The following is a 24,076-nucleotide window of genomic DNA, read 5'->3' on the forward strand; positions in this document are numbered from 1 at the left end:
GCGCGCAGCGTGAACGCTGCGCGCGGGGCCGATTTGACAATAGCAACTCTTATTCTCCGAGTGCTGCAGCTTTGGTCGGCTTAGCCGAGAACTTCATGTGATGAGCCCGTCCAAGCTTCTCAGCATGGAAGTCGACCGAGAACTTCTCAACAAGTTCCTTGCCGTTCCAGTCGTACGCCTTGAGCCACTGCTCGTTGTCGGCGCCCTTCTTGTCCCAGTTGGCGAGGAGCGAGGTCGTGAAGTACACGCGCTTGCCGTCGAAGCTCTGGGAGACCATGTTGACCTGGCTTCCCATTTTCTTCGAGTAGACTTCCTTCGGAGCATCGAGATTCGTCAAATCGAAGAATCGCGTCGTTCCGTCCAGGAAGGTGTTGACCCAAAGGCCCTTGCCATCGGCCGTGATGGAGATGTCAACCGGCAGCGGCACCTTCGACGGATCGCCGATGTTGCCGACGTCCTTTGCCTGCCACTCACCCTTGTCGTCTTTCTTGACAACCCAGAGCTTCGAGGTCAGCGCTGTCGCGGTGATTGCCCAGTTGTCTTCCGGCTTCAGCGACCAGCGGATCTCGAGCGGTGCGCCCGGGACGTTCATGGTCTTGATGGGCTTCATCGATTTGTAGTCCCACATGATCATCGACGTGCCGAAGCGCTTCATGGCCTCGGGATCTTTGATCAGCTGACCCATGTCCATCATGTAGTTCGTCCAGCCCGTGAAGCTCGACGTGAGCATGACGTTCTGGGCCGGGTTGATGCCGATGTCATAGCCATAGCCGTCGCCGCCGTTCTCGAGCGGCATCTTGTGCGTGGAGATCAATTCGCCGGCGTTGTTGTAAACGGCGATGCCGGTCTGGCCGTCGTGCGAATTCGGATTCGAAAGCGCCTGGATCATCATGCGGCCGGCCGTTGCATAGAACGTGTGCGGCCCGACGAAACCGGTCTTCTCAGCAAAGTCGGTGATCGTCTTTACGATTTTCGGCTTCGACGGATCGATGAGATCGAAGATGAAAATCTTGTTGTCGTCCAGACGTCCGGCCCAAAGAAAGCGACGATCGTCGGTAAAGCCAGTGTGATGCGCCTCGCCGCGTCCGCCGACCGACAAGGAGTTGACGACCTTTCCGAAGGTCGGGGAATTCGGCTGCACGTCGATCGTGACGAGCTTGTCGGATTCGTCGCCGACTCCGACCTCTCCAAGTGTCCAAACGTGGAGAAAGTCTTCTTGCCCCTTAATCAGCGCCGACGTGTATGGCGAGTTGCAGGTTTCGTCCGCGATCGTCAGCGTCGGCCCTACGACGAACAGGGCCAATGCGCAAACGCTCGATTTAAGTAGCTTCCTCACTTCGTTTCCTCCTCCGCGGCTGCTGTAGCAACCGGTTTCATTTTGACATACGTGACCGAAGCTAATGGCAGGGCGGGAGGAAGTTAAATTTTGTTTCCCTATACAAATTATTCCATTTTCCTATAGGTCAGAGACGGGCGAAGAATGTTCTGGTTTTCGAGTATCGCTTCGATATTTTACTGACCTCAGTCCCGCTCTTTCCGGGGATGGAAAAATGATCAGCTCAGGTTGATTTCATGAATTTTCGGCAGCTGCGATATGTTCAAGCGCTTGCTGAGGAAGGGTCGTTTCTTGCGGCAGCGCAGCGATGCGAAGTCTCTCAGCCCGCACTTTCGAGCGGGATTGCACGTCTCGAAGCCAGTCTCGGTCAACGCATATTTGAACGTACGACACGTAGCGTAGCACTGACTGATTACGGCAAGATCATTTTGCCATCCATTATCGACGCGATCAATGCGGTCGAACGAATGCGTGATCTCGCCGTACCGTCAGTACCGCGTGCGCAACTGAAAGTGCGTGAAAGGCGAGCCTTTCCGCGACAGATTACGGGTGCCGAACTCGGCAAAAGCAGGGTTCGATGATATGGCGGACATTCCGCCAAATCTTCAGGCTTCCGGCACTCTATTTTTTTGAAGCCGCGTCGACTGCGTCCAGCGCGCGGGCCGAATACACGAGGGCAGCGCCCGCGTTCATGGCGATCGCGACGCCGAGTGCTTCGGCGACCTCTTCCGTCGTTGCGCCGCTCTCAACGGCTTTCTGCGAATGCACCGAGATGCAGCCGTCGCATCGCGTCGTTACCGCAACGGCGAGCGAAATCAATTGCCGGGTTTTCTCATCCAAGTGATTGGTCTTCGCACCCGCGCCGCTGGCCATCATGTATCCTCCGACGGAATCGGGCGAGAGCTTGCTGAGTTCTCCGATGCGGCCCATCAGAGCGCCGCGATAGTTCGACCAATCCATGAGGGACATGCTCAACTCCTTATGAAAGACCCTGCGATGAGGGTATCTGCGCGTTGGTAGGCATTCTCGACGTGGCTCAGAAAAGTATTTGCGCCAGTCTCCGGCGAGCAAAAACTTCGAGCCTACCTACTACATGGTAGGGCGGATTTCAATCCGTCAGCGATTTCGGCGAATTCGTCGGCGGCGATGCTTAAAATCCATCGGTTTGCGCTGACCGCGAATTAGATGCCTGGTTGCCATTCGCGGTGTTGCCGATTTGTCGACGTTGTCGCGGTTGACATTGTTTGAGAATAATTTCGTTGACTGCTGCGTGAGCGCTGTATGGAATGCGCGATGTGACGGTGCTCTGATCGGTGCAAGCCGGTACGAGCTAAGAGGGAACACGGTAAGACGTAAGTCGATGCCGTGGCTGCGCCCGCAACTGTAAACGGCAAGTCGTCTCCACATTACGCCACTGATATTCCGCATCGGAAAATTGGGAAGGCAGGAGACAGACGTTCGAGCCGTGAGCCAGGAGACCTGCCGACACAAGTCGCCCATCCTCAGTGCGGGACGCCTGCAGGAACGGAATGCCGGAGTGGCGGCTGATGTGCAACCGATCGGGAGCAGCGTCAGGGCTGGCAAGAGACATGATCACGAACTAGCAAAAACATTGAGCATGCCTTGATGCGTCAAGGATAACTGCGCTTCGCGTCCAGCGAGTAAGCGCACGCTTGGTGTTGTGCTGTGAAATGCGCCACTTCTGCTGAAGCTCCCGTCACTTATTTGAGACGGGGGAACATACATGTCGTTGAATGCGTCGGGAAAAACCGCGAGCCATGCGCTCAAGTCGGTTCTTTTTTCCGCGAGTGCGCTCGCCGGCGTTGCCAGCTATGCCGTATCGGCATCCGCGCAGGTGACCGAGCTGGAAGGCGTGACGATCTATTCGGCAAACCAAACGCCGATGGATGCGTCCAAAGTGGGCTCGAGCGTGGAAATCATCACGCAGAAGGATATCGAGAGCCGCGGCCAGACGTACGTGAAGGACTACCTGGCTACGCTTCCGGGAGTAAGTTTCACTCAGAACGGTCCACCAGGAACGACGTCGGGCATCTTCATTCGCGGGGCTTCGTCGAGATACGTCAAAGTGCTTGTCGATGGCATGGATATATCCGATCCGTCGGCGCCGCAGACGGCCGTTTCGTTCGAGCATCTTCTCGTCGGCGATGTTTCACGCATCGAGGTTTTGAAGGGTTCGCAAAGCACGCTCTACGGTGGCGACGCCGTCGGCGGCGTGATTACCATTGAAACAAAGGCCGCGCAGAAGCCCGGTTTCTTTCAGCAGGGCAACATCGAAGGCGGCCAGTATAGCACCATCAACGGCTCCTACACGGCTGGTTACGCGGCTGCGAACGGCAGCAATATTTCGGCGACGATTCAGGGTGTCGGAACGGATGGGTTTTCTGCCTACGCCTACGGACGCGAAGACGACGGTTATCGCAATCTGACGTTCTCCGGCCGCGGGGAGTACTTCCTCACGCCGTCGTGGAAAGTGTTTTTCGCTGCCCGCGCACTTGATGCCAAATACAGTTATGACGGTTATCCGCCGCCAGATTATGTATTCGGCGACTCGCTTGATAACGGAACGACGACGCAACAGGCTGGTCGCGTCGGCACTGAATTTTCACTGCTCAACGGCGCGTTTCAGAACACGCTCGCCATCCAGGGCATGAACGTCCGGCGCGAGACGTTCGACGACAAGACGCGTAACGGATGGTTCGACGGCGATCGCATCAAGGGCGAATACAAGGGCGTTTTCAAGTTCAACGATTCGCTCTCGTTGCTTGCGGGCGCCGACTGGGAGCGAACCGGCGCTTCAACCAACAGCAATACACATCGAGAGACGATGGATCTCAATGGGTATTACGCGCAGTTGATGATGGAGCCCATTCAGGGGCTGTTTCTGACCGGCGGTGGCCGTATCGACGATCACAGCACCTTTGGAACCTTTGATACCTACCGCATAACCGGCGCGTATCTCATTCCGGGGACGGAAACGAAGTTTCACAGCAGCGTCGGCACGGGTTTCCGCGCGCCGAGCCTCTACGAGCTTTATGATACGGATTTCGGACGCAGGGGCCTGCAGCCTGAGACGAGCTTCGGTTGGGACGCCGGTGTTGAGCAAGGCTTCAATCAGGGGCGTTACAAGATTGGCGTGACGTACTTTGAACTCGATACCGATAACTTGATAGATTGGGCACCGAAGCCTGTCGGTTATCACAATGTACCAGGCGTCGTGCATCGCAACGGCGTCGAGGTTTCGGGTACGGCCGTGCTCACCAGTTGGCTGTCTCTGACTGGTGGGTATACCTACACAGACGCGACGGATGCGAAAGACAAACGCTTGGCTCGTGTCCCACGGCACTCGTTCGCTGCCGGTATCAACGTCGTTCCGATGGACAAGGTCGCGTTGAACGTCACGACACAGTATGTCGCTGACGTGGTCGATGGCGGTGGCGAACTCGATGATTATGTTCTCGTTGGCGCGAAAGCGTCCTACGAATTCGCACCCGGTTGGAAAGCCTATGTACGGGGCGAGAATCTGCTCGACCAGGATTATCAAACGGTACGCGACTACGGAACTCCCGGCGCTTCGGTTTATGGCGGCCTGACCATGGCATTGCCCAGCGACTGAAGCGCAGGAAGGCTCATGCTTAACCTGCATGAGCCTTCCTTCTTTGAATACGAATGCTTTGCGGGAGCGTTGGAAAATGTCAGCACAGATCCATGACAAGAGTTGTCCGCTCTCTCGCGTCGGACCCGAGCCGACGTCAGTCGATCGGAAAGACGACGGAACGCTCAGCAGGGAATATTGGGAGTTGCCGCTCGAGGAAGCCTATCTCGAAGCTTTCCTGAGCGATGTGTTCCAGAATTATTGGCAAGGGCTGTGCTTTGGTCCGCTGGTGCAAGGCGCAGCGTATGAGCTTCGATGCATCGGCGCGCCAACGCGAATTTCGCTGCGCGACGGCTATCTGACGATCATGTTCGGGCATGGCGGCCATTTTCACCTCTGCATCGGAGAGAACAAGGGCTCGGAACGGTTTCCGGTCAGCGCGGAACTGCGGGCGCATCGGCGCCCCTCGATGGCGCGCATCTTTCGCGGCTACGGTCGCGACGGAAAGCCGGTGACGTGGGGCTTCGAGATGGCGAACGGCAAGAATGAGCCGATGATTTCGATCTTTTTTCCGAACCCCTTCATCAACGAAGACGACAGTCTTTCCGACGAACCGCAATGGGCGCGGCTTGAGACTTGGCGCGCCATCGCAAAGACGTGGCTTGGACGAGAGCCCGAGGACATCGACAGTGCAGGCGCAGGCTTTAGGGTGGGCGTTAGTCATTGAGGCCGCCGATGCAACGATGACGCGCGCAATTCGAGGCGCCGAAAGTCCGAGTTCCGGAGCATCGGGCAAGGTCGTGCGCGCGATCGCGCTCGGTGGCGGTATTCTGTTGTCACTGCTATTTCACGGCTCGGTCCTGGCGACCTTTCTTTATCTGGCGAAGCAAAAGCCTGGCGCGATTGAGCAGCCGACCGAAGCGATCAGTGTGGCGTCGCTTCAAAGTGATGTGCTGGAAGCCGTCAGCGCTGCGCAATCGGCAGCCGCGGTATCGGCGTCGTCCGTGGACGAGACCGTCGGTGAAATCAAGGAGAGTGCCGCCGCGCAGCCCTCGCAGGCACAGGAATTCGAGGCGGACGAACCACAGCATACAACTCCGGCTGCAACTGAGATCAGCAACAGCGCCGTGTTGCCGGAAGGTCTCGATCTCGTGCGTGGTGCGTTCGAAAGCGAGCGCGGCGCCGGCGACGAAACGGGAGCAGCAGACGTAACGGCCGAAGCAGGCGCACCTGAACGGAACGTCCGAGAGCAATCGGCGTCACGCAAACCGAGGACGTCTGCGCAAGCTCGGCTGAACCACGATCGCTCGAGTCAGCGCAAACAAAAAGGCGCGGCGAGTATCAGAGCCAAGAGCGGAGCACAGGCGAGCGCCGGACGCGTTTCCGCAAGCTCTGGATCGGCGCTCAACTATGCGGCGCTTGTCCGCGCGCGCGTCGCGGGACGAAGACCTGGAGGCAATGGCGGGCGTGGCACCGTTGTTGTCGCGTTCAGCGTTTCGCGTGCGGGGGCGCTGAACTCGGCGCGTATCGCGCGCTCTTCCGGCAATTTGAGTTTGGACAGCAGCGTGCTGGCGGCGGTGCGAGGCGCCAGTCCGTTTCCGCCGCCGCCGGCTACCGCCATTTTGAGTTTTTCCATGCCGTTCTATTTCAAATGAACGGCGGGCTGCGTTTGTGATGGCTTTCAGAAGGATCGCTCTCGCCATTGAGAGCGAAGAAAAAAAGGAGACTGCGATGATGAAATCTGTACGAGACGATGAAATGGCGATGAAATTCGTCACTCCGATGTTGTGGGTCGCGCTCATTGCTGCATTGAGTGTCGGCGGCAGCTACGTCTATGCCTGCGCCGCTCCATTCGCAGCAGTTGGCGCGCTGGCGGCACGCAAGATGGATCGTGCGACCGGTTTGACGCTCGTTCTTCTGGCGTGGAGCGCAAACCAGATCGTCGGCTATGGCCTTCTCGATTATCCGCAGACGGCAAATTCGTTTGCCTGGGGCGGCGCGATCGGCCTGGGTGCCGTTGCAGCACTCTTCGCAGCGCGCGTCGTCGGCAATTTCGGCTGGAGCAATGTCGTTGCGACTGTCGCCAGCTTCGCCAGCGCGTTTATCGCATATGAGGGCACGCTGTATCTGGCGAGCTTTGGGCTCGGTGGCTCCGACGCCTTCTCGTTCGACATCGTATCGCGCATCCTGGTCATCAACGCCGTCGCGTTCACGGCTATTCTCGCGCTTTATGCCGTGGTCGGACTATTGAAGACGGGCCGCGAGAAAGCCATCGCTGTGCGCGCGTAAGGCCGCGAAAATTCGGAACGCCGCGGGATGATTGTTATTCCGCGGCGGCCGAGTTTTGTAACAAGGATTCAAAATCCCTCCGCCAGATTTCCGTGCCGCTTCGGATTGCTTCATATACGGCTGCGCCGGCAGCTTCGCCGATGGCGGTATGCATTCCGGCGTAGCGGGCCTCCGCTTCGGCACGCGGCGCGGCGACAACGATGCAATCGGTTCCAGTTCCGGTTATCGCGATGCCGTTTCGTTGCACGCCGCTATCGAGAATGGCGGTTGTGCGAGCCATCGCGACGATCGAGACGAGTTCAATAAATGCGCCGGATGAGAGCGGCTGATCGACGTGCAGCAGCGTGTTGATGGTTCCCATCAGCGGTTTTTCGGATTGCCGGTGGCCGACGCGCTCGCCATTGGAGAGCCCCACGGTCGCGAGACAACTTGCGGTGATTTCCTCGACGGTTTTGCGCACGCAATCATGCTGAGCAACGGTGCGAGACGTTATAAGCGCAACTGCATCGGGGATGCCGCGGTCTGCAAGCCTGTCCGCAACGAGTTGCTCGGGGTCTACTCCTGGTGGCAGTTCGGCGTTTCGCACTTCGATCCAGGCAACCTTCGACGCTGTCTGAAATCCCGGCCGGTTGATGGACCAGCTCAGCATGTTCTGCGGCGTTGAAAAGGATGCGAGCAGGAGCCTTGGCTCCAGCGTCATGAAAAATGGCAGGGTCATTTGGATTTGATACCGGGCGGCAAATGCGAACGCTAGTGCCTGCCGCCGCGCAACTGAAAAATCTAGTCCGATTGCGAAAGTTGCAAATCGAGCTGCGCGTCGTCGTTGGATGAGAAGTTTGAAACGGACACGCCGACGAGTCTGATTCCGATCGCGACCGGATAGATCGATCGGACCAATGCGAGGCTGGTTTCGTGCAGCAGTTCGCGCGACGTGATCGGCCGCGATGCCGTGCGGCTGCGCGTGACGATGCGGAAATCGGCGTATTTGATTTTCACGGTGGCGGTCGCGCCGAAGCTTTGGTTCTTTTCGCACCACGCCCAGACGTCGTCGGCCATCTCGAGAACGCCAGCTTCGATTTCGGCCGGTATCACGCGATCTTCGGAAAAAGTCGTTTCGCTTCCCGACGATTTGCGCGGCCGGTTGGGCTCGACGGGCCGGTCGTCCTCGCCGCGCGCGATCGCGTAATACCAGGCTCCTGATTTTCCGAACTGCCGCTGGAGGAACTCGATCGATTGGGAGCGCAGATCGGCGCCCGTCTGAATGCCGAGCGCATTCATCTTGGCGGCCGTCACGGGGCCGATGCCGTGAAATTTCTTGACGGGAAGCGTCGCGATGAATTCGGCGCCGCGCTGGGGCGGGATGACGTACTGGCCGTTGGGCTTGCGCATGTCGGACGCGAGCTTGGCGAGGAACTTGTTATAGGACACGCCGGCTGAGGCCGTCAGACCTGTTTCAGAGAGAATGCACGCGCGGATTTCGGTAGCGGTGTCGGACGCGGTCGGGAGGCCGCGCGGGTTCGCGGTCACGTCGAGATAGGCTTCGTCGAGCGATAGCGGTTCGATGACGTCCGTGTATCGCGCGAAGATTGCGCGGATTTGCTGCGAGACGGCGCGATAGGCGTCGAACCGGGGCTGCACGAAGATCAGCTCGGGGCATTGGCGAATAGCGGTCGTCGACGGCATGGCGGATCGCACGCCGAACGCCCGGGCTTCATAGCTGGCCGCGGCGACGACACCACGTTTCGCGCCATAGCCGACGGCGAGAGCCTTGCCGCGAAGTTCCGGGTTGTCGCGCTGTTCAACGGATGCGTAAAAGGCATCCATGTCGACATGAATGATTTTGCGGGTTGGAACGTCGGCCATGACGAAGCCTAGCACGGCAATTTTCGGATTTCGATTGCGGGCGGAAGGTGCGCAGCTTTGGCGCGGAGGCGGGAGAAATTGACAGTTCTCGCAGACGGCATCTGTTCTAAAGATTATACATGTAACCCGATAAGGCTGTCGTATGTTTAGACAGCTGGATTGCGACGATGCGGTTCAAGGTGAGGTCAACATATGCTTCAAGCCTGGATGTCGTACGGCTTCATCGTTCTGCTGGCGATCGGCGTGCTTGCGTACATTCTATGGCGCAGGCGCGGTGTGCTTCTGGCCTTAGCTGCGATCGTTGTCGGTCTTCCGCTCTGGTTCGTGTGGGAATATGCGCGTCCGACATGGACGACGGGCGTCGTGACCGGAACGGAAGTCCGGCGTAGCGAGGCTGATGCGCAGGGCAATACCAGCGACATCCGGTATGTCTATATCCGCAATCAGTCGGACCGGGGCCTCGAGCTCGTCAATGAAGACTCCTGGTGGTGGCTGAAGCGCAATAGCGAGCGCGTCTTCAACGATGCCAAGACGGCAGAGCTTCGCAAATCCGAAGTGACCGTGATGTGGAACCGGTGGCGGTCGACACTCTTCTCATTCTATCCGAATGTGATTGCGATCGGCTCCGCAGGCTATTGGCCGTTCTGGTCGTTCAGGGTCGTCGTTTTCTACGGCCTCTCGGTGCTGCTCTGGCTTGGGTACTTCGTCGGCTTCATGCGGCTCGGGCGCTGGGGAGCTTCATCGGCTGCTTCGTCGCCTGTCCAAGGCTCCGACCCAGCCTAAGTTTGTATAGCGCCATGCCTTCAGCGGGGCTCGACAAAGAAGAGAAAGTCGCCTAGAACAAAGAGAGAACAATTAGGCGATCTTTTTATTCTGGCCATGTCTTTCCCCTTGGATTCCTTACTGAATGCATCCTTTTCCCTTCGCGAAGTCATCGCGGGGCCGGGGCATGCGGGGGCTGCTCTTGGCTTCGGTTTGGCGCTCGCAATGCAGGGAAGGGCTGCGGCGCGTCCGGCCGGTCTGTTGTGGGTGCGGGAAGCCGCCGCCGTGGCGGAAGCCGGAGGCGTCTATGGTCCGGGGCTCAACACACTCGGGCTCTCTCCCGACACTTGCATCGTCGTGGAAGCGCGATCTCTTATCGATGGGCTGCGCGCCACTCTCGAAGGTGCGCGGTGCGCCGCGTTGCATGCCGTTGTTCTGGAAACGGTCGCGCCCATCGATCTGACGGCGAGCCGAAGATTGAAACTCGCCTCTGAAAAATCCGGTGTCGAGATCGTGCTCATCCGGCACGGGGGCCGGGTCACGCCGAATGCCGCGCAAGTGCGTTGGCGTGTGCAGGGCGCGCCTCTCATGGACCCGGATGGCAGACGGCCGCCGACCTTCGAGGCAGTCGTGCTGAAAAGCTCGTCGGGTCTCGATGGGAGAAGTTGTATCGTGGAGTGGGATCATGAGCGGCAATGCTTCTCGCAGACGGTATCTCAGTCTGTGGATGCCGTTCCTGTCGTCGGATCGCTGGCAGCGTGAGACTGGAAGCGGCACCGATCTGCCGCGAGTTTTCGTTGCCAAGGTCAAAGGCGTTTCGCAACTGTCCGCTGTCGATGCGCGGGCTCTGGCGGCGGGCTTGCGAACCGGAATGGCTCTGGCCGATGCGCGCGCACGTCTGCCGCGATTGCATGCGGTTGCCGCCGATCCATCGGCCGACGGCGCTTTCATCGCGCACCTTGGCGATCTGGCGCTGGCTTTCACGCCCTCGGTTGCGTTGGACCCGCCGAACGGGCTCGCGCTCGATATCACGGGATGCAGTCATCTCTTTGCGGGAGAAGCCATGCTCGCCGCGCGACTGCAAAAGGCTTTGTGCGCGGCCGGCGTCTCCGTCGTGAGACTCGCCGTCGCGCCGACACCCGACATGGCGCGTGCGTTGGCGCGTTTTTCTCCCGCCAATCCGTGCTTTGCCGAGGACGATGCGCTCGTGCGTGGGTTGCCCGTTGCGGCGCTCGAATGCGCCGAAGACGACGCGACGGCCTTACGGCGTGCGGGGCTCAAAACCATCGCCGAAATTGCCGACCGGCCATCGCTGCTCTTCACGGCGCGGTTTACGTCGGCTTTCACGGCCAAGCTCGCCCGCATTCTTGGAGAAGAGGACAATCGCATCACGCCTCGCGGCAGGCGCGTCCGTTACAGAGCCGAGCAGCGCTGTGCGGAGCCTGTCGCCAGTCACGATGTCATCGCGAGGCTGCTTTCCGATCTGGTCGTATCCGTCTGCGAGCAGTTGGGAGAACGCAGCGTCGGGGGACGCATCTTTACGGGCATCTTCATGCGTGCGGACGGCGTTGTCCGGCGCATTCGGGTCGAGACGAGCCAGCCGACGCGCAACCCCGATGTGATCTTGCGACTCTACCGCGATCGTCTCGAGGCGCTCGCCGATCCGCTCGACCCCGGATTTGGTTTCGATGTCATCTGTTTCGAAGCCATACGCGTGGAGCCCTGGATCGAAAGCCAAGGTACGTTCAATGCGCAGGACGATCAGAAGGACAAGGTCGCCCAGCTCGTCGATCGTCTGAGCACCATGTTTGGCCGCGAACGCGTGATGCGATTGCATCCGCTCGATAGTCATGTTCCGGAGCGTGCGCAGACGATGCTTCCGGCCGCACTCTCCGCGCCTTTGCAGGAATGGGGACAGGGTGCACTTCAAGCTCAAGCGGGATTGCGCCCGCTGCTCATCTATGCGCGTCCGCATCCGATCGACGTTAAATCCGATGCCAACGACAGGCCGGAAAGCGTTCGCTGGCGTCGCGTCACGCATCGGATTGCGCGGGCGATCGGTCCCGAGCGAATTGCAGATGAGTGGTGGCGTCCGGCGTCGGACTATGGCACGCGCGACTATTATCGCGTCGAAAGCTCCGAGGGCCGTCGGTTCTGGATTTTTTGTGGGGCGTCGGGTGATGAAAGGCAGAGGTGGTTTCTGCATGGGGTTTTCTCATGACCTCCTATGCCGAACTCGCGACGACGACGAATTTCTCGTTTCTGCGCGGCGCATCTAACCCCGAAGATTTCGTCGGGCGCGCCATCCTTCTCGGGCATACGGGCATCGGCATCGCCGATCGCAATACGCTCGCGGGCGTGGTCCGGGCTTATGGCGCTTTGCAGGACTTGAGGCGCGAAGGATTACCGGCACCGCAAAAGGTCCGCGAAGGTTCCGGCCCTGGCGAGTACGCCTGGGTCGTCGATGGCAAGTCGCGAGAATGGGCCGACTTTTCGAATGCCATTAAAGCTCGTGCGGAGAGTTTCACGCTGCTCGCCGGTGCGCGGCTCGTTTTCATGGACGGCACGCCGGACATTATCGCCTATCCGGAAAACCGCGCGGGCTGGGCGCGGCTCTGCCGTCTGCTCACGCATGGAAAGCGTCTGGCAAAGAAGGGCGAATGCAGTCTTTGTCGAGAGGACCTGCTGTCGGATTGCGCCGATCTTCAGTTGATCGTCATGTCGCCTCCGGTGCTCGATGGCTTCGAAGCGTATGTTCGCGTGATCGCGAAGGCCGCGCCGAACAATGTGTGGCTTGCGGCGAGCCTGCATTTGAAAGGCGATGACAGCCGCGTTCTGCATCGGCTGAGCGCTATTGCGAAGTCTTCGAACGTGCCGCTGATTGCCGTCAATGACGTGCTCTACGACGTTCCGGAACAGCGGCCGGTTCAAGACATCCTCACGTGCATCCGCGAAGGTCTGCGCATCGAAGCTGCTGGTACGCGGCTCGAAGCCAACGCCGAGCGCCACTTGAAGAGTTCGGAGGAAATGGAGCGGCTGTTCCGCGATTATCCATCCGCCGTTGCCGCCACGCAGGATCTGCTTCGGCGCATCTCGTTTTCTCTCGGTGAACTCAAATACGAGTATCCCGAAGAACCGGTTCCGGCCGGTTGGACGCCGCAAGGTTGGCTCGAACATCTGAGCTGGCAAAAGGCGGGTGAGCGCTATCCGTCCGGCGTGCCGGAAAAAGTCCAGCAGCAAGTCACGGAGGAACTCAAGCTCATTGCCCAGCTGGATTATGCGCCATACTTCCTGACGGTTTACGATATCGTTCGCTATGCCAATGAAAAAGGCATCCTTTGCCAGGGTAGGGGATCGGCCGCGAATTCCGCCGTCTGCTACGTGCTCGGGATAACGGCGGTCGATCCCGAACAGCACAACCTGCTTTTCGCGCGCTTCATTTCGAGCGAGCGTCGCGAGCCTCCGGATATCGACGTCGATTTCGAGCATGAGCGGCGGGAGGAGGTGATCCAATACATTTACGAACGGTATGGCCGCGAACGTGCGGGACTGGTTGCGACCGTGATCCGTTATCGTCCGCGCAGCGCCATTCGCGAAGTCGGCAAGGTGCTCGGCTTGAGCGAAGATATTACCAGCCGTATTGCCGGGACCGTTTGGGGAAGCTGGGGATCGAAACTTTCCGAAACGCACCTTCGCCAAGCTGGGATCGATCATCGCAATCCGGTCATCGGGCAGGCCATCGCGTTTGCGACGCGCATTCTCGGTTTTCCGCGCCATCTCTCGCAGCATGTCGGCGGCTTCGTGCTCGCGCGCGGACGGCTGGATGAGATTGTTCCGATCGGAAACGCGGCGATGGACGACAGGACGTTCATCGAATGGGACAAGGACGACATTGATGTCTTGGGCCTGATGAAAGTCGACGTTCTGGCGCTCGGAATGCTGACATGCATTCGCAAAGCGTTCGATCTGATCCGCACGCACGAAGGCGAGAGCTTTAATCTTGCGACGCTTCCTGCCGAGCAGCCGGACATCTACGCAATGCTTCAGAAGGGCGACTCGATCGGGGTCTTTCAGGTCGAGAGCCGGGCGCAGATCAACATGCTGCCGCGGCTCAGGCCTGATAAGTTTTACGACCTCGTCATTCAGGTTGCGATCGTGCGGCCGGGACCGATCCAAGGCGACATGGTGCACCCGTATTTGCGCCGCCGGAAAAATCGGGAAGAAGTGACGTTTCCTTCTCCGAAGCCGCCGCACGATCCAGACGAACTCAAGAACGTGTTGTCGCGAACGCTCGGTGTTCCGCTTTTTCAAGAACAGGCGATGCAACTTGCCATGGTCGCAGCGCAGTTCACCGATGCGGAGGCCAATCAACTTCGCCGCGCGATGGCGACGTTCCGCCATGTCGGCACGATCGGCAAATTCGAGTCGCTGCTCGTCGAACGTATGGTCGCTCGGGGATACGATCGCGATTTTGCGGAGCGGTGCTTCGAGCAGATCAAGGGCTTCGGCGAATACGGATTTCCGGAAAGCCACGCGGCGGCGTTTGCCAGGCTCGTCTATATCTCCGCGTTCATCAAATGCCGCTATCCGGCGGCGTTCGCGTGCGCACTTTTGAATTCGCAGCCCATGGGATTTTATGCTCCGGCGCAGATCGTGCGCGACGCGCACGAGCATGGCGTCGAGGTCTATCCGGCCGATGTCAATGCAAGCGACTGGGACAATACGCTTTGCGCGGGCGCTGGGGGAAAAACGGCTTTGCGTATCGGTTTCCGGCAAATCGACGGATTGTCGGAAGATTGGTGCAAGCGGCTGATCGATATGCGCCGGAATGGCTATGCCGATCTCGATAGCCTGGCGCAGCGTACGCGTCTGCCGCAGCGCGCGCTGCGACTGCTCGCCGATGCCGATTGTTTCCGCTCCGTCGGCATCCATCGCCGGGATGCGCTGTGGTCGGCGCGACGCTTGCCGGACGCAGATGAGTTGCCGTTATTTGCTGCCGCGCGCGAAGCTGATTTGGGCGAGGAAGCGGATGCGCAGCTTCCGGCAATGTCGTTGAGCGAGAACATCGCCGTGGACTACCAGACCACCCGTTTGTCGCTCAAAGGGCACCCGATGGAGTGTCTGCGCGACATCTTTCGAGGCGAAGGTATTGCATCCTGTGCCGAGCTTGCGGCGCAGCGGGACGGCAGTTGGGGCCGGGTCGCAGGCGTCGTGCTCGTGCGTCAGCGACCAGGAAAAGGGAACGCGATTTTCATCACTCTGGAAGACGAAACAGGAATTACGAACGCGGTGCTTTGGGCGCGGACGTTCGAGAAATTCCGCAATGAGGTCATGGGCGGCCGGCTTCTGCTGATCGAAGGCAAGGTGCAGCGTAGTCCGGAAAACGTCATCCATCTGATGGCGACGCGCATCGTCGACCGGACGCCGGAGCTTTCCCGGCTTGCGGACGCCTATAGTCCGACGATCACATTATCGAATGCCGACGAATTCCTGCATCCGCAGGCTTCCCGCGTCCGTCATCCCCGTAACGTCCGCATTCTGCCGGGTTCGCGGGACTTTCACTGATCCACGCGCTGCGCGGGTCGCCGCTGGGATTGGGATTAGGGGCGATTCCGCTATTATAGCAGACGCGCGCACATAGATTCTGCGAAAGTGTGCAAAGCAAATTTCTTTTTCTTCGTTTGTCCGGTTCCGGGGATTTGGCAAAAACGCCGTCTCAGCGACGGGGAGAACGATTATGGTATTGGGACGTGTGGTTTCCTGGTTCAGCTTTTTTGCAGCGTTTCTTTTTATAATCTCGATTTCGGCGTTTGCCGGCACGACCACCATTCTCAATGCGTCATACGACGTATCGCGGGAGCTTTATAAGGAAATCAATCCGGCGTTTGTTGCGGATTGGAAAAAGTCATCCGGTTCGGACGTTGAGGTGAAGCAGGCGCATGGTGGTTCGACGAAGCAGGCGCAGGCCGTCTCCGAAGGTCTCGAAGCGGATGTCGTAACGCTCAATCAGGCGACCGATCTGGATTTCCTTGCCAAGAGCGGTGTCATAGGGAACGACTGGCGCAGCAAGTTCCCGAACGAAGCCTCGCCCTACACCACAACGACGGTTTTTCTCGTTCGTAAGGGCAATCCGAAAGGCATCAAGGACTGGGACGATCTGGTGAAGTCCGGAATCTCGGTCGTCATTCCGAATCCCAAGACGTCCGGAAACGGTCGCTACAGCTATCTCGCGGCTTGGGGCTACGCGCTCGACAAGCTTGGGTCCGAAGACAAGGCGCGGGATTTCGTTGCGAAGCTCTTCGGCAATGTTCCGGTGTTCGACGGCGGTGGACGCGGTGCGACGACGACTTTCACGCAGCGTGATATCGGCGATGCGCTGATTACGTTCGAGAACGAAGCGGCGCAGATCAAAGCGGAGCTTGCCGACAGCGGTTTCGAAGTCGTCTATCCGTCCGAGAGCATCGAAGCTGCGCCACCGGTTGCGGTCGTCGAGACTGTTGTGGCGAAACGCAACACGGGAGCCGTCGCGAAGGCTTATCTCGATTTTCTTTATTCCGACGCTGCGCAACGGATCATTGCCAAGCATCATCTGCGGCCGCGCAATGCAGCTATCCTGACCGAGTTCGCCGCAAGTCTGCCGCCGATCAAGACGTTCAACGTCGAAGCGAGAATCGGCAAGTGGCCGGACGTTCAGAAGACGCACTTTGCTGATGGCGGCATCTACGATCAGGTTACCACAAAGGCGAAATAACCGGCTTCTGACCAACGATGTTAGCTCACGAAAATCTCACCAAATCCTGCGAATAGCTATGAGCCAAACACTGGACTTGATACGTGCAAATGGTGTGGCGGAAGCCGTTGGAGCGTCTGCTTCGCGGCTTCCGACGGCCGCATGGGATATCGATTCCGTCGTGTCCGAATTGGAAGAGGCCAGATCGCGCAGCAAGCGCGTTCTTTCGGCCAGCAACCGACGGGCGCCGTTGCCCAATCCGTCGCGGCTGCGGCAAGCCATCGAGCACATTTACGGATCGTTGTTTCCGCGCCATGCGGGCGCTCTGGATCATAGCGAAGACGCGCTTCGCTTCTTTATCGGCGACCGCTTGAACGCCGCTCTGCATATTCTGGTCGAGCAAATTCATCGAGAGCATGCGTTCGTCGATGAAGCGCGCGCCGGGCAGGCTGCGCAGAATACGCCGGATGAAATCGTCGGCGCGTTCGCCCGGCAACTCCCTGAACTTTATACAACGCTCGAAACGGATATTCGAGCCGCTTACGAAGGCGATCCTTCCGCGAAGAGCACGGAAGAAGTCATCCTCAGTTTCCCTGGCGTCAGGGCAGTCATTCATCATCGCGTGGCGCATGCGCTGCACGTTCTCGGTGCGTCCGTCGTTGCACGAATTATCGCCGAACTCGCGCATTCTCAAACGGGAATCGATATTCATCCTGGTGCGCAGATCGGCGCCGGATTCTTCATCGATCATGGAACTGGAGTTGTAATCGGCGAGACTGCCATCATCGGCGAGCGTGTGCGTCTCTACCAAGCCGTGACGCTCGGCGCGAAGCGTTTCTCTGTCGACGAGAGCGGTTCTCTCGTCAAAGGGCAGCCGCGGCATCCGATCATTGAAGACGATGTCGTGATCTATGCCGGCGCGACAATTCTCGGCCGCGTCACGATCGGGCGTGGTTCGTCGATTGGCGGTAATGTCTGGCTTACGCGCAGTGTCCCGCCGAATAGCAATGTCCTACAGGCTCAGATCCGCAGTGAGACATTTGATAGCGGCGCAGGCATATGAATCCAATATAACGACGTTGACGTCTTATCTGTCGTTTCGATAAGCAAAAAATCGAAAACGAATTCTCTAGAACCTCAGACAACGGGTAAATCATGGCAGGCGAAGCTCAAACGGCTTTAGGCGATATCGCGGCGCGGCAATTAGCAAATGCGACGAAGACCGTTCCCCAAATGTCGAGTATCACGCCGCGTTGGCTGGTGCATTTCTTGAATTGGGTTCCGGTCGAAGCAGGCATCTATCGCGTCAACAAGGTGCGCGATGCCGACAGCGTCGAGGTTACCTGCTCCGTGCGCGATGAGCGTGTTCTGCCGCAGACCTTCGTCGACTATATCGAAAATCCACGCGAATATCTCTTGAGCGCCGTGCAGACGGTTCTCGATATTCATACGCGCGTTTCGGACCTCTACAGCGTTCCGCACAATCAGATCAAAGAACAGCTTCGCCTGACGATCGAGACGGTGAAAGAGCGCCAGGAAAGCGAACTCATCAACAACAAGGAGTACGGCTTGCTTGCGCACGCGGCCGCTTCTCAGAAGATCAAAACGCGCGGTGGCCCTCCGACGCCGGACGATCTCGACGAACTTATCTCGAAGGTGTGGAAAGAGCCGGCGTTCTTTCTGGCGCATCCACTAGCGATTGCAGCCTTCGGCCGCGAATGTACGCGCCGTGGCGTGCCGCCGCCGACGGTTACGCTGTTCGGGTCGCCATTCATTACGTGGCGTGGCATTCCGCTCATTCCGTCCGACAAGCTCGAAGTGAAGGGCGGCAAAACCAACATTCTTCTGATCCGCACGGGCGAAGCGAAGCAGGGCGTTGTCGGGCTGTTCCAGCCGGGTCTGCCTGGCGAGCTTTCGAAGGGACTTTCGGTCCGCTTCATGGGCATCAACGATCAGGCGATCGCCTCCTATCTCGTCTCTCTTTATTGCTCGCTGGCCGTTCTGACGGACGATGCCCTCGGAGTGCTAGAGAACGTCGAGGTGGGCAAGTATCATGTCTATAGCTGATCACGCACGTGAAGGTGATCTCGACGCGCTCGCATCTGCGGCGCGCGGATTCGGGCTCGGGTCGGGGCAGGCGCCAGCAGGCCTGCCCGATGCGACGGCGCTGACAAGGCTCGCGAACGAGCTTTTCGCCGCCGTTCCCGGCCAGTCGATTCCCGTCTTGGGTGGACCGTCGCTTTCGGGTTTCGGAGCATCGCCTGTCGAAGTCGGCGGTTTGTCTGCGCCGCATGTGGCGTCGGCGGCAACCTCGCCGTTGCCGACTGCCGCGTCACCGGCGCAATTCGGTGGACCACAGACTCCGACACCGTTCGATTCATCGGCTCTCGATGAGCGCGTTCTCGATGCGTTGGTCGGTTCTCTTTATCCGGTGCCGCCGTCTGCGCTTGGCGGACCGTCGCTACCCGGCATTGGAGCCTCTCCGGCGCAAACGGTTTCTCCGTATGCGCCGAATGCGAACGTACCTGAGGCGACCAACTTTTCGGTCGTCTCGGCAGGCAATCCGGCGAGTGGCGTTCCAGTGTCCGGCAGCCAGACGGCTGCTGGCGCTCCGCAGTTCGATCCGTTTGCGGTCAACGTGCTGTCGCAACCGACGACGGATCTGCTTCCTGCCGACGTGGAGGCTGGTCCGTCGCTTTCGGGATTTGGCGGAAGTCGCAATGCGCCGGTGACGCCGCCCAACAGCCGGGTCGAAACGCTGCCGGGCATGACACAAAGTGCTCCGCCGCAGCCTCCGCCGGCCAATCCGCCGCCGCCCGTGCTCATCGATCATTCCGGCATCAGTGCGCCGGCATCGGGTGGAACGCGGCTGCCGCTGAGCGACATTCCGCTTCCGTTCGAGGCCGAGTTGAAGTCGCTGTTGGCGCCGTTGTTCTCGGAGTCGGCCGCGTCCACTCCGCCCGGCGTCGATGGTTCATCGCTCTATTTCCTGAATGGGGCTTCGCCAAGCGCGAACGGGATCGATGTTCCGGGCTTGACGCCGACGGCACTTGCGCCGGCAACATCCGGGCGAGGCTTTGATGTTTTGGCCGTGCGTCGCGATTTCCCGATCTTGAACGAAACGGTGAACGGCAAGCCGCTCATCTGGTTCGACAATGCGGCGACGACGCAAAAGCCGAAGCAGGTGATCGATCGTCTCAAATATTTCTACGAGCACGAGAATTCCAACATTCACCGTGCGGCTCACGAGCTGGCTGCGCGTGCGACGGACGCTTATGAAGGTGCGCGCTCGAAGGTGGCCCGATTTCTCAATGCGCGTTCGGCGGAAGACATCATCTTCACGCGCGGTGCGACGGAAGCGATCAATCTGATCGCGGCGACGTACGGCCGGCAGCATGTCGGACCTGGCGACGAAATCGTCATCACGAATCTCGAGCATCACGCCAACATCGTTCCCTGGCAGCAGCTTTGCCTTGCCAAGGGGGCAAAACTTCGCGTTGCGCCAGTCGACGATCACGGCGCGTTGTTGCTCGACGAATTCGGGAAGTTGCTGAACGCCAAAACCAAGATCGTTGCGTTCGCCCACGTTTCGAATGCGTTGGGTACGGTTACGCCGGCTAAGACGATCATCGAAATGGCGCATCGCGTCGGAGCCCGCGTGCTCGTCGATGGAGCGCAGTCGGTGTCGCACATGAAAGTCGATGTGCAGGATCTCGATGCCGACTTCTTGGTGCTGTCGGGTCACAAACTGTTTGCTCCGACAGGCATCGGTGCGTTGTTCGCGAAGAAGGAAATCATGGACGCGCTGCCGCCCTATCAGAGCGGCGGCAACATGATCCGCGATGTGACGTTCGAGCGGACCGAATTTCATGGTTCGCCTCAGCGCTTCGAAGCGGGTACGGGCAACATCGCCGATGCGGTCGGCCTCGGCGCCGCGATCGACTATGTCGAGCGCCTTGGACTTCACAACATCGCTGACTACGAGCACAAACTTCTCGTTTACGCGACAGAGCGGCTGCTGCAGATTCCAAATCTACGGATCATCGGACGAGCGCCGGAAAAGGCGAGCGTCATTTCGCTCACGCTTAAAGGTGTTCCGAGCGAAGAGATCGGGGCACGGCTCAACAAGTACGGTATCGCCGTGCGGTCGGGTCACCACTGCGCGCAGCCGATCCTTCGTCGGTTCGGGCAAGAGACGACGGTTCGTCCGTCGTTCGCGTTCTACAACACATGCGGCGAGATCGACGTTCTGGTTGCGGCGTTGAAAGACATTCAGGCGGAGACCGGCCTCGTGCGTGTGTAGGCGCCGGAGGCCGGACCTATTGCTAGCAGGTTGGAAAGATAGTTTTGGCTGAAGCGCTATGCGCTTCGGCTTTTTTGTTGCGCGGCGCACTGCATTTCGTTGCGTCGTCCAAAATAGCGGAATTAGCGGCGTTATCGTTTTTGGTGATTTGCATATTCGAAAAGCGCGCTTAAGCTCCCTCGACGCTATGACAGCGGAGAGCGGTAATGAAACAGACATGTCTGATGATCGGTGCAATCTCGGGATTCATCGCAATCGGCGCCACGGCATCGCAGGCAGGTGACGGTATTTCGTCGAGGTCCGCGAATGTGGTCACGGCGTGCAGCCGTTATGGCAACTATCCCTGCTATACGGCGCCGTTGCGCCAAGGCGCTTATGGGAAAAAGCTCGAGCTTCGTCATGGAACGCTGATCGATTGCGAGCGCGATTGCAAGAATACGCTTCGTGAAGCGACCGTCGATTTCTGGGACACCATGCGCGAGAATGGCGGCTGACAAAGCCACGTTGCAGCGAGCGAAAAAGAAGGGCCGCATTCCTCCCGGAATGCGGCCCTTTCGATCGTAGTTGAATACACCTAGACGGGATGAAAAGGCCTCAGACTTCGATCAGAACTTTATCTGGGCGCCGGCAGTGAAGAACTGGATGGGTTCCTGAGTGGAATGCGCGCCGTTGAGTGCAGTCGCTTCAAGCTCGACGTGCTTATAGTCGAGGTAGACATCGACGACCTCATTCAGGTTCTGGTTGACGCCGAGGCCCCAGCCGCGGATTTCCGAGCTTGCAACCCGGTAGCCTGCGCCTGATGCGCCAGCGAACAAGCTGGCGATGTTCACCGCGCTGATCAAGCCGGTGCTGGAAGAAGTCGAAAATCCGGCACCGCGATCGAGATTGAAGTACTCGCCGAAGAGCGTCGTTTTGCCGATCGGGAAGAACTTGCGTTCGATACCGGCCTGGATTGTCCAGAAGCTCGTCACGTCGTCGACGTTCTGGCCATAAAGATTATCCAGTCCAGCGTCATGCAAACGGCCGTAAGCACCCGAAGCGTAGAGACCGGTTTCGATGTGCAGGATCGAGCCGCTCAGACCGACTTCGTCCGTATCGCCAGCGCCGCGATTGACTGCAGTGACGTGACCATCGGGACTGTTCGAGACGTCATCCGAATGCGTGTATGCAATACCGGCTGCGAGCTTGAAGCCCGAATGCTCTCCGGCAAAGCGAAGCGCGACGTTCCAGATGTCGTCCTCGCCCCAGGCTGCTGAGGCTGTGAAGCCGGCAACCGTCGGCGTTTCGTATTTCACGACATTGAAGCGATGCCCTTCGCCGGGCGCTGCCTGCTGTGCACCCTGCGCAACGAACTGACCGTAGCGATTGTTGCTGGTCGAGAGGACGCCGTTGTTGCGATAGAGGTAGAAGCCGTTACCTTGGTCGCCGAAGGTGTTGCCCCAGCTGTTCGTGAACGAGAAGTGATTGGTGTTGGCGAGGTTGATTTCGGTAATGCCGTCGGCCGCGTCCGAGGTCTGGCCGACCCAGACTTTGCCGTAGTCCTTACCGCTCAAGTACCAGGCGCTATGGCGGACGCTGACGCCGTTATCGGCATTCGGTCCGAACTGGTTGACCCGGTCTTCGCGGGCGCCGCGGATGCCGAGTTCGAGCAGGTAGCCGGCGGTCCAGTCCTTGGTGATCTGAGCCGACCCCAGGAAGCGGATGCGATCCTGCGCGGTTTCGTTGGTCACCACGTAAGCGTTGCTTCTATGACCGTCGTCCCAGAACAAAACCGCTTCGTTGACGAAACCCGACACGGTCAAGGAGACCTTGCGGTTGCCCTTGCGGGCCGTCGTCGCTTCGAGCTCAGCGATGCGCTCTTCCAGGTCCGCGCAGCAATTTCCCCCGAGATCGGCTGCAGACACCGGCGTGACGCCGAGCAGAATAAGGCCGGCAACGGCTGTTCCCAAAATGGAACGAGCGTGCGTGCTAGTGCCCCCGTACATCTAGAATACCTCCACGATAAAACCCCATCGCTCGGCACCTCATAGACATGCACATCCCTGTCGGTTGTGAAGTCCACGTATCGAAAGGATCTGCGCTCCGTGTGCAGATCAACGTCGATCAGGGTCCGAGTGCGGGGCACTAAGCCGTGGCGGGAAATAAAGATGAAATGAGAATATGTGCGTTGGTTATGAGCGTCTCGGGAATATGCTTATCTCGATTTGTGGTTTGTTCTGGCAAATCTGATTTCTAAATTTGTTTATTCGAAAAGCTGGGCCAACGCTTTAGTGCGCGGAAGAATTTTTTATCCGTATGCAGATCAGCGTAGAGAGACGATCGGTTTCCATTCAAATCGAGATTTAAAAACTCGAGGCTTCTACCTCTATTATAGCGATCAGTTTGAAGGCTCGGGCGCTCTCCGTTTGAGTAGTTGGAAACTCTGAGAAATTGACGGTGCCGTTGCGCAACATTTGTGTGGCTCAGGCGATCGCCGTCGCTGTCATTCGCCGCCGTCGGTTGCCTGCTGAATCCAAGCGTCGCGCGCCGCGATGAATTTTGGCAACCTCGCGCTCGATCTGCTGACGAGTCGTCGGTGGGGTGGGCACTGGCTTTTCGACGTGCTTCTGTTGGGCAAGCTTTGACATCTGAGTTCCGATTTCAGACGCAGGCAGACAATGATCGATCGTTGTGTTGCGCATGGCGTTCAGCGGCATGGAATTGACGATGGCGTCGGACGGATCCTGGACAATGGTCGTTCCGCCGCAAAGTTTTATGGCCCGGAGACCTTCTGAGCCGTCGTTGAGACCGCCCGACAGCACGATGCCGACTGAGCGCGTGCCGAAACCGAGAGCGACGGATCGAAACAGCGGATCAATCGCGGGACGGCTGCAATTTTCGCGGGGCCCTCTCGGCGTTTGCAGTTTGCCATGCTTGTCGACGATGAGGTGCCTGTCGGGCGGGGCGAAATAGATGCGGCCATTTTCTATGACGGTCCCGTCAATGCCGTTTGTCGCCGGCAACCGACCGTATTGCGCCAAAATCTCAGGTAAATAACCTGGGCTGTCGGGCGAAATGTGCACGACGATGAGGATCGGAGCGGCGAAGTCAGCAGGCAATTGCCGGACAATCGTCAGAAGTGCTTCAATGCCCCCGGTGGAAGCGCCTACTGCGAAAACTCTGTTGTAATCCACTGCGCCG

Annotated in this window: 20 protein-coding genes and 1 riboswitch; of the genes, 14 read left to right on the plus strand and 6 right to left on the minus strand. The window is 58.9% G+C overall.

The genetic code is table 11. The annotated features are described in order from the left end of the window. Positions 1-49 precede the first annotated feature (49 nt). On the minus strand, positions 50-1,336 hold the full coding sequence (gene mtoX / locus HDEN_RS03620; RefSeq protein WP_013214777.1) for a methanethiol oxidase: 1,287 nt from the start codon (positions 1,334-1,336) through the stop codon (positions 50-52). Between the two features lie 236 nt (positions 1,337-1,572). Here mtoX and HDEN_RS18605 point away from each other — a divergent pair, with 236 nt between their 5' ends. Next, positions 1,573-1,917: a LysR family transcriptional regulator gene (locus HDEN_RS18605; protein WP_041921521.1), complete on the plus strand. Its 345-nt coding sequence runs from the start codon at positions 1,573-1,575 to the stop codon at positions 1,915-1,917. 40 nt (positions 1,918-1,957) lie between these two features. On the opposite strand, the gene HDEN_RS03630 is transcribed toward HDEN_RS18605, so the two are convergent. After that, positions 1,958-2,305 carry a carboxymuconolactone decarboxylase family protein gene (locus HDEN_RS03630; protein ID WP_013214778.1) on the minus strand — a complete coding sequence of 116 codons (348 nt, stop codon included), beginning with the start codon at positions 2,303-2,305 and terminating at the stop codon, positions 1,958-1,960. Positions 2,306-2,618: 313 nt separating this feature from the next. Further along, a riboswitch (cobalamin riboswitch) is annotated at positions 2,619-2,837 on the plus strand. 243 nt (positions 2,838-3,080) lie between these two features. Between HDEN_RS03630 and HDEN_RS03635 the strand changes: the two genes are divergently transcribed. The 4 genes from HDEN_RS03635 to HDEN_RS03650 all read left to right on the plus strand — a co-directional run bounded on the left by HDEN_RS03635 (position 3,081) and on the right by HDEN_RS03650 (position 7,238). Next, the gene (locus HDEN_RS03635) at positions 3,081-4,970 is read left to right on the plus strand and encodes a TonB-dependent receptor plug domain-containing protein (protein WP_013214779.1); all 1,890 of its coding nucleotides are present in this window, start codon (positions 3,081-3,083) and stop codon (positions 4,968-4,970) included. A 76-nt stretch (positions 4,971-5,046) separates the two neighbouring features. Next, positions 5,047-5,676, plus strand: a complete 630-nt coding sequence (locus HDEN_RS03640) for a DUF7676 family protein (protein WP_013214780.1) — start codon at positions 5,047-5,049, stop codon at positions 5,674-5,676. Positions 5,677-5,692: 16 nt separating this feature from the next. Then, entirely contained in the window at positions 5,693-6,604 is a 912-nt protein-coding gene (tolA, locus tag HDEN_RS17685) for a cell envelope integrity protein TolA (protein ID WP_049775157.1), read from the plus strand. Between the two features lie 79 nt (positions 6,605-6,683). Continuing rightward, a complete protein-coding gene (locus HDEN_RS03650) occupies positions 6,684-7,238 on the plus strand; it encodes a hypothetical protein (RefSeq protein WP_245256717.1) in 555 nt (184 codons plus the stop codon). Positions 7,239-7,272: 34 nt separating this feature from the next. Here the strand turns inward: HDEN_RS03650 and HDEN_RS03655 are convergent, their stop codons facing one another. Further along, a complete protein-coding gene (locus HDEN_RS03655; protein ID WP_041921522.1) occupies positions 7,273-7,956 on the minus strand; it encodes an adenosylcobinamide amidohydrolase in 684 nt (227 codons plus the stop codon). A 62-nt stretch (positions 7,957-8,018) separates the two neighbouring features. After that, positions 8,019-9,101: a DNA polymerase IV gene (dinB, locus tag HDEN_RS03660; protein ID WP_013214784.1), complete on the minus strand. Its 1,083-nt coding sequence runs from the start codon at positions 9,099-9,101 to the stop codon at positions 8,019-8,021. A gap of 192 nt (positions 9,102-9,293) precedes the next feature. Between dinB and HDEN_RS03665 the strand changes: the two genes are divergently transcribed. The 9 genes from HDEN_RS03665 (at position 9,294) to HDEN_RS03705 (ending at position 21,390) form a co-directional block, all read left to right on the plus strand. Beyond that, positions 9,294-9,884 (plus strand): DUF1523 family protein, encoded by a 591-nt coding sequence (locus HDEN_RS03665; RefSeq protein ID WP_013214785.1) that lies wholly within the window; start codon positions 9,294-9,296, stop codon positions 9,882-9,884. A gap of 204 nt (positions 9,885-10,088) precedes the next feature. Continuing rightward, positions 10,089-10,625 (plus strand): hypothetical protein, encoded by a 537-nt coding sequence (locus HDEN_RS03670; protein WP_245256718.1) that lies wholly within the window; start codon positions 10,089-10,091, stop codon positions 10,623-10,625. After that, positions 10,549-12,084 (plus strand): Y-family DNA polymerase, encoded by a 1,536-nt coding sequence (locus HDEN_RS03675; RefSeq protein ID WP_169305473.1) that lies wholly within the window; start codon positions 10,549-10,551, stop codon positions 12,082-12,084. The genes HDEN_RS03670 and HDEN_RS03675 overlap by 77 nt, the downstream gene beginning before the upstream one ends. Next, positions 12,081-15,428, plus strand: a complete 3,348-nt coding sequence (locus HDEN_RS03680; protein ID WP_013214788.1) for an error-prone DNA polymerase — start codon at positions 12,081-12,083, stop codon at positions 15,426-15,428. The genes HDEN_RS03675 and HDEN_RS03680 overlap by 4 nt, the downstream gene beginning before the upstream one ends. A gap of 172 nt (positions 15,429-15,600) precedes the next feature. Continuing rightward, positions 15,601-16,614, plus strand: a complete 1,014-nt coding sequence (locus tag HDEN_RS03685; protein ID WP_013214789.1) for a sulfate ABC transporter substrate-binding protein — start codon at positions 15,601-15,603, stop codon at positions 16,612-16,614. A 58-nt stretch (positions 16,615-16,672) separates the two neighbouring features. After that, the gene (gene epsC, locus HDEN_RS03690) at positions 16,673-17,656 is read left to right on the plus strand and encodes a serine O-acetyltransferase EpsC (RefSeq protein ID WP_013214790.1); all 984 of its coding nucleotides are present in this window, start codon (positions 16,673-16,675) and stop codon (positions 17,654-17,656) included. 92 nt (positions 17,657-17,748) lie between these two features. Then, positions 17,749-18,660 carry a family 2A encapsulin nanocompartment shell protein gene (locus HDEN_RS03695; protein WP_013214791.1) on the plus strand — a complete coding sequence of 304 codons (912 nt, stop codon included), beginning with the start codon at positions 17,749-17,751 and terminating at the stop codon, positions 18,658-18,660. Continuing rightward, the gene (locus tag HDEN_RS03700; protein ID WP_013214792.1) at positions 18,647-20,896 is read left to right on the plus strand and encodes a family 2A encapsulin nanocompartment cargo protein cysteine desulfurase; all 2,250 of its coding nucleotides are present in this window, start codon (positions 18,647-18,649) and stop codon (positions 20,894-20,896) included. The genes HDEN_RS03695 and HDEN_RS03700 overlap by 14 nt, the downstream gene beginning before the upstream one ends. A 206-nt stretch (positions 20,897-21,102) precedes the next feature. Next, positions 21,103-21,390, plus strand: a complete 288-nt coding sequence (locus HDEN_RS03705; RefSeq protein ID WP_013214793.1) for a hypothetical protein — start codon at positions 21,103-21,105, stop codon at positions 21,388-21,390. 111 nt (positions 21,391-21,501) lie between these two features. Here the strand turns inward: HDEN_RS03705 and HDEN_RS03710 are convergent, their stop codons facing one another. Further along, positions 21,502-22,881, minus strand: coding sequence for a porin (locus HDEN_RS03710; protein ID WP_013214794.1), 1,380 nt, complete (start codon positions 22,879-22,881; stop codon positions 21,502-21,504). Between the two features lie 477 nt (positions 22,882-23,358). After that, a complete protein-coding gene (locus HDEN_RS03715; RefSeq protein WP_013214795.1) occupies positions 23,359-24,069 on the minus strand; it encodes a chemotaxis protein CheB in 711 nt (236 codons plus the stop codon). Positions 24,070-24,076: the final 7 nt, after the last annotated feature.

Origin of the sequence: Hyphomicrobium denitrificans ATCC 51888 (genome assembly GCF_000143145.1) — a bacterium.
Taxonomy (GTDB): Bacteria; Pseudomonadota; Alphaproteobacteria; order Rhizobiales; family Hyphomicrobiaceae; genus Hyphomicrobium_B; species Hyphomicrobium_B denitrificans.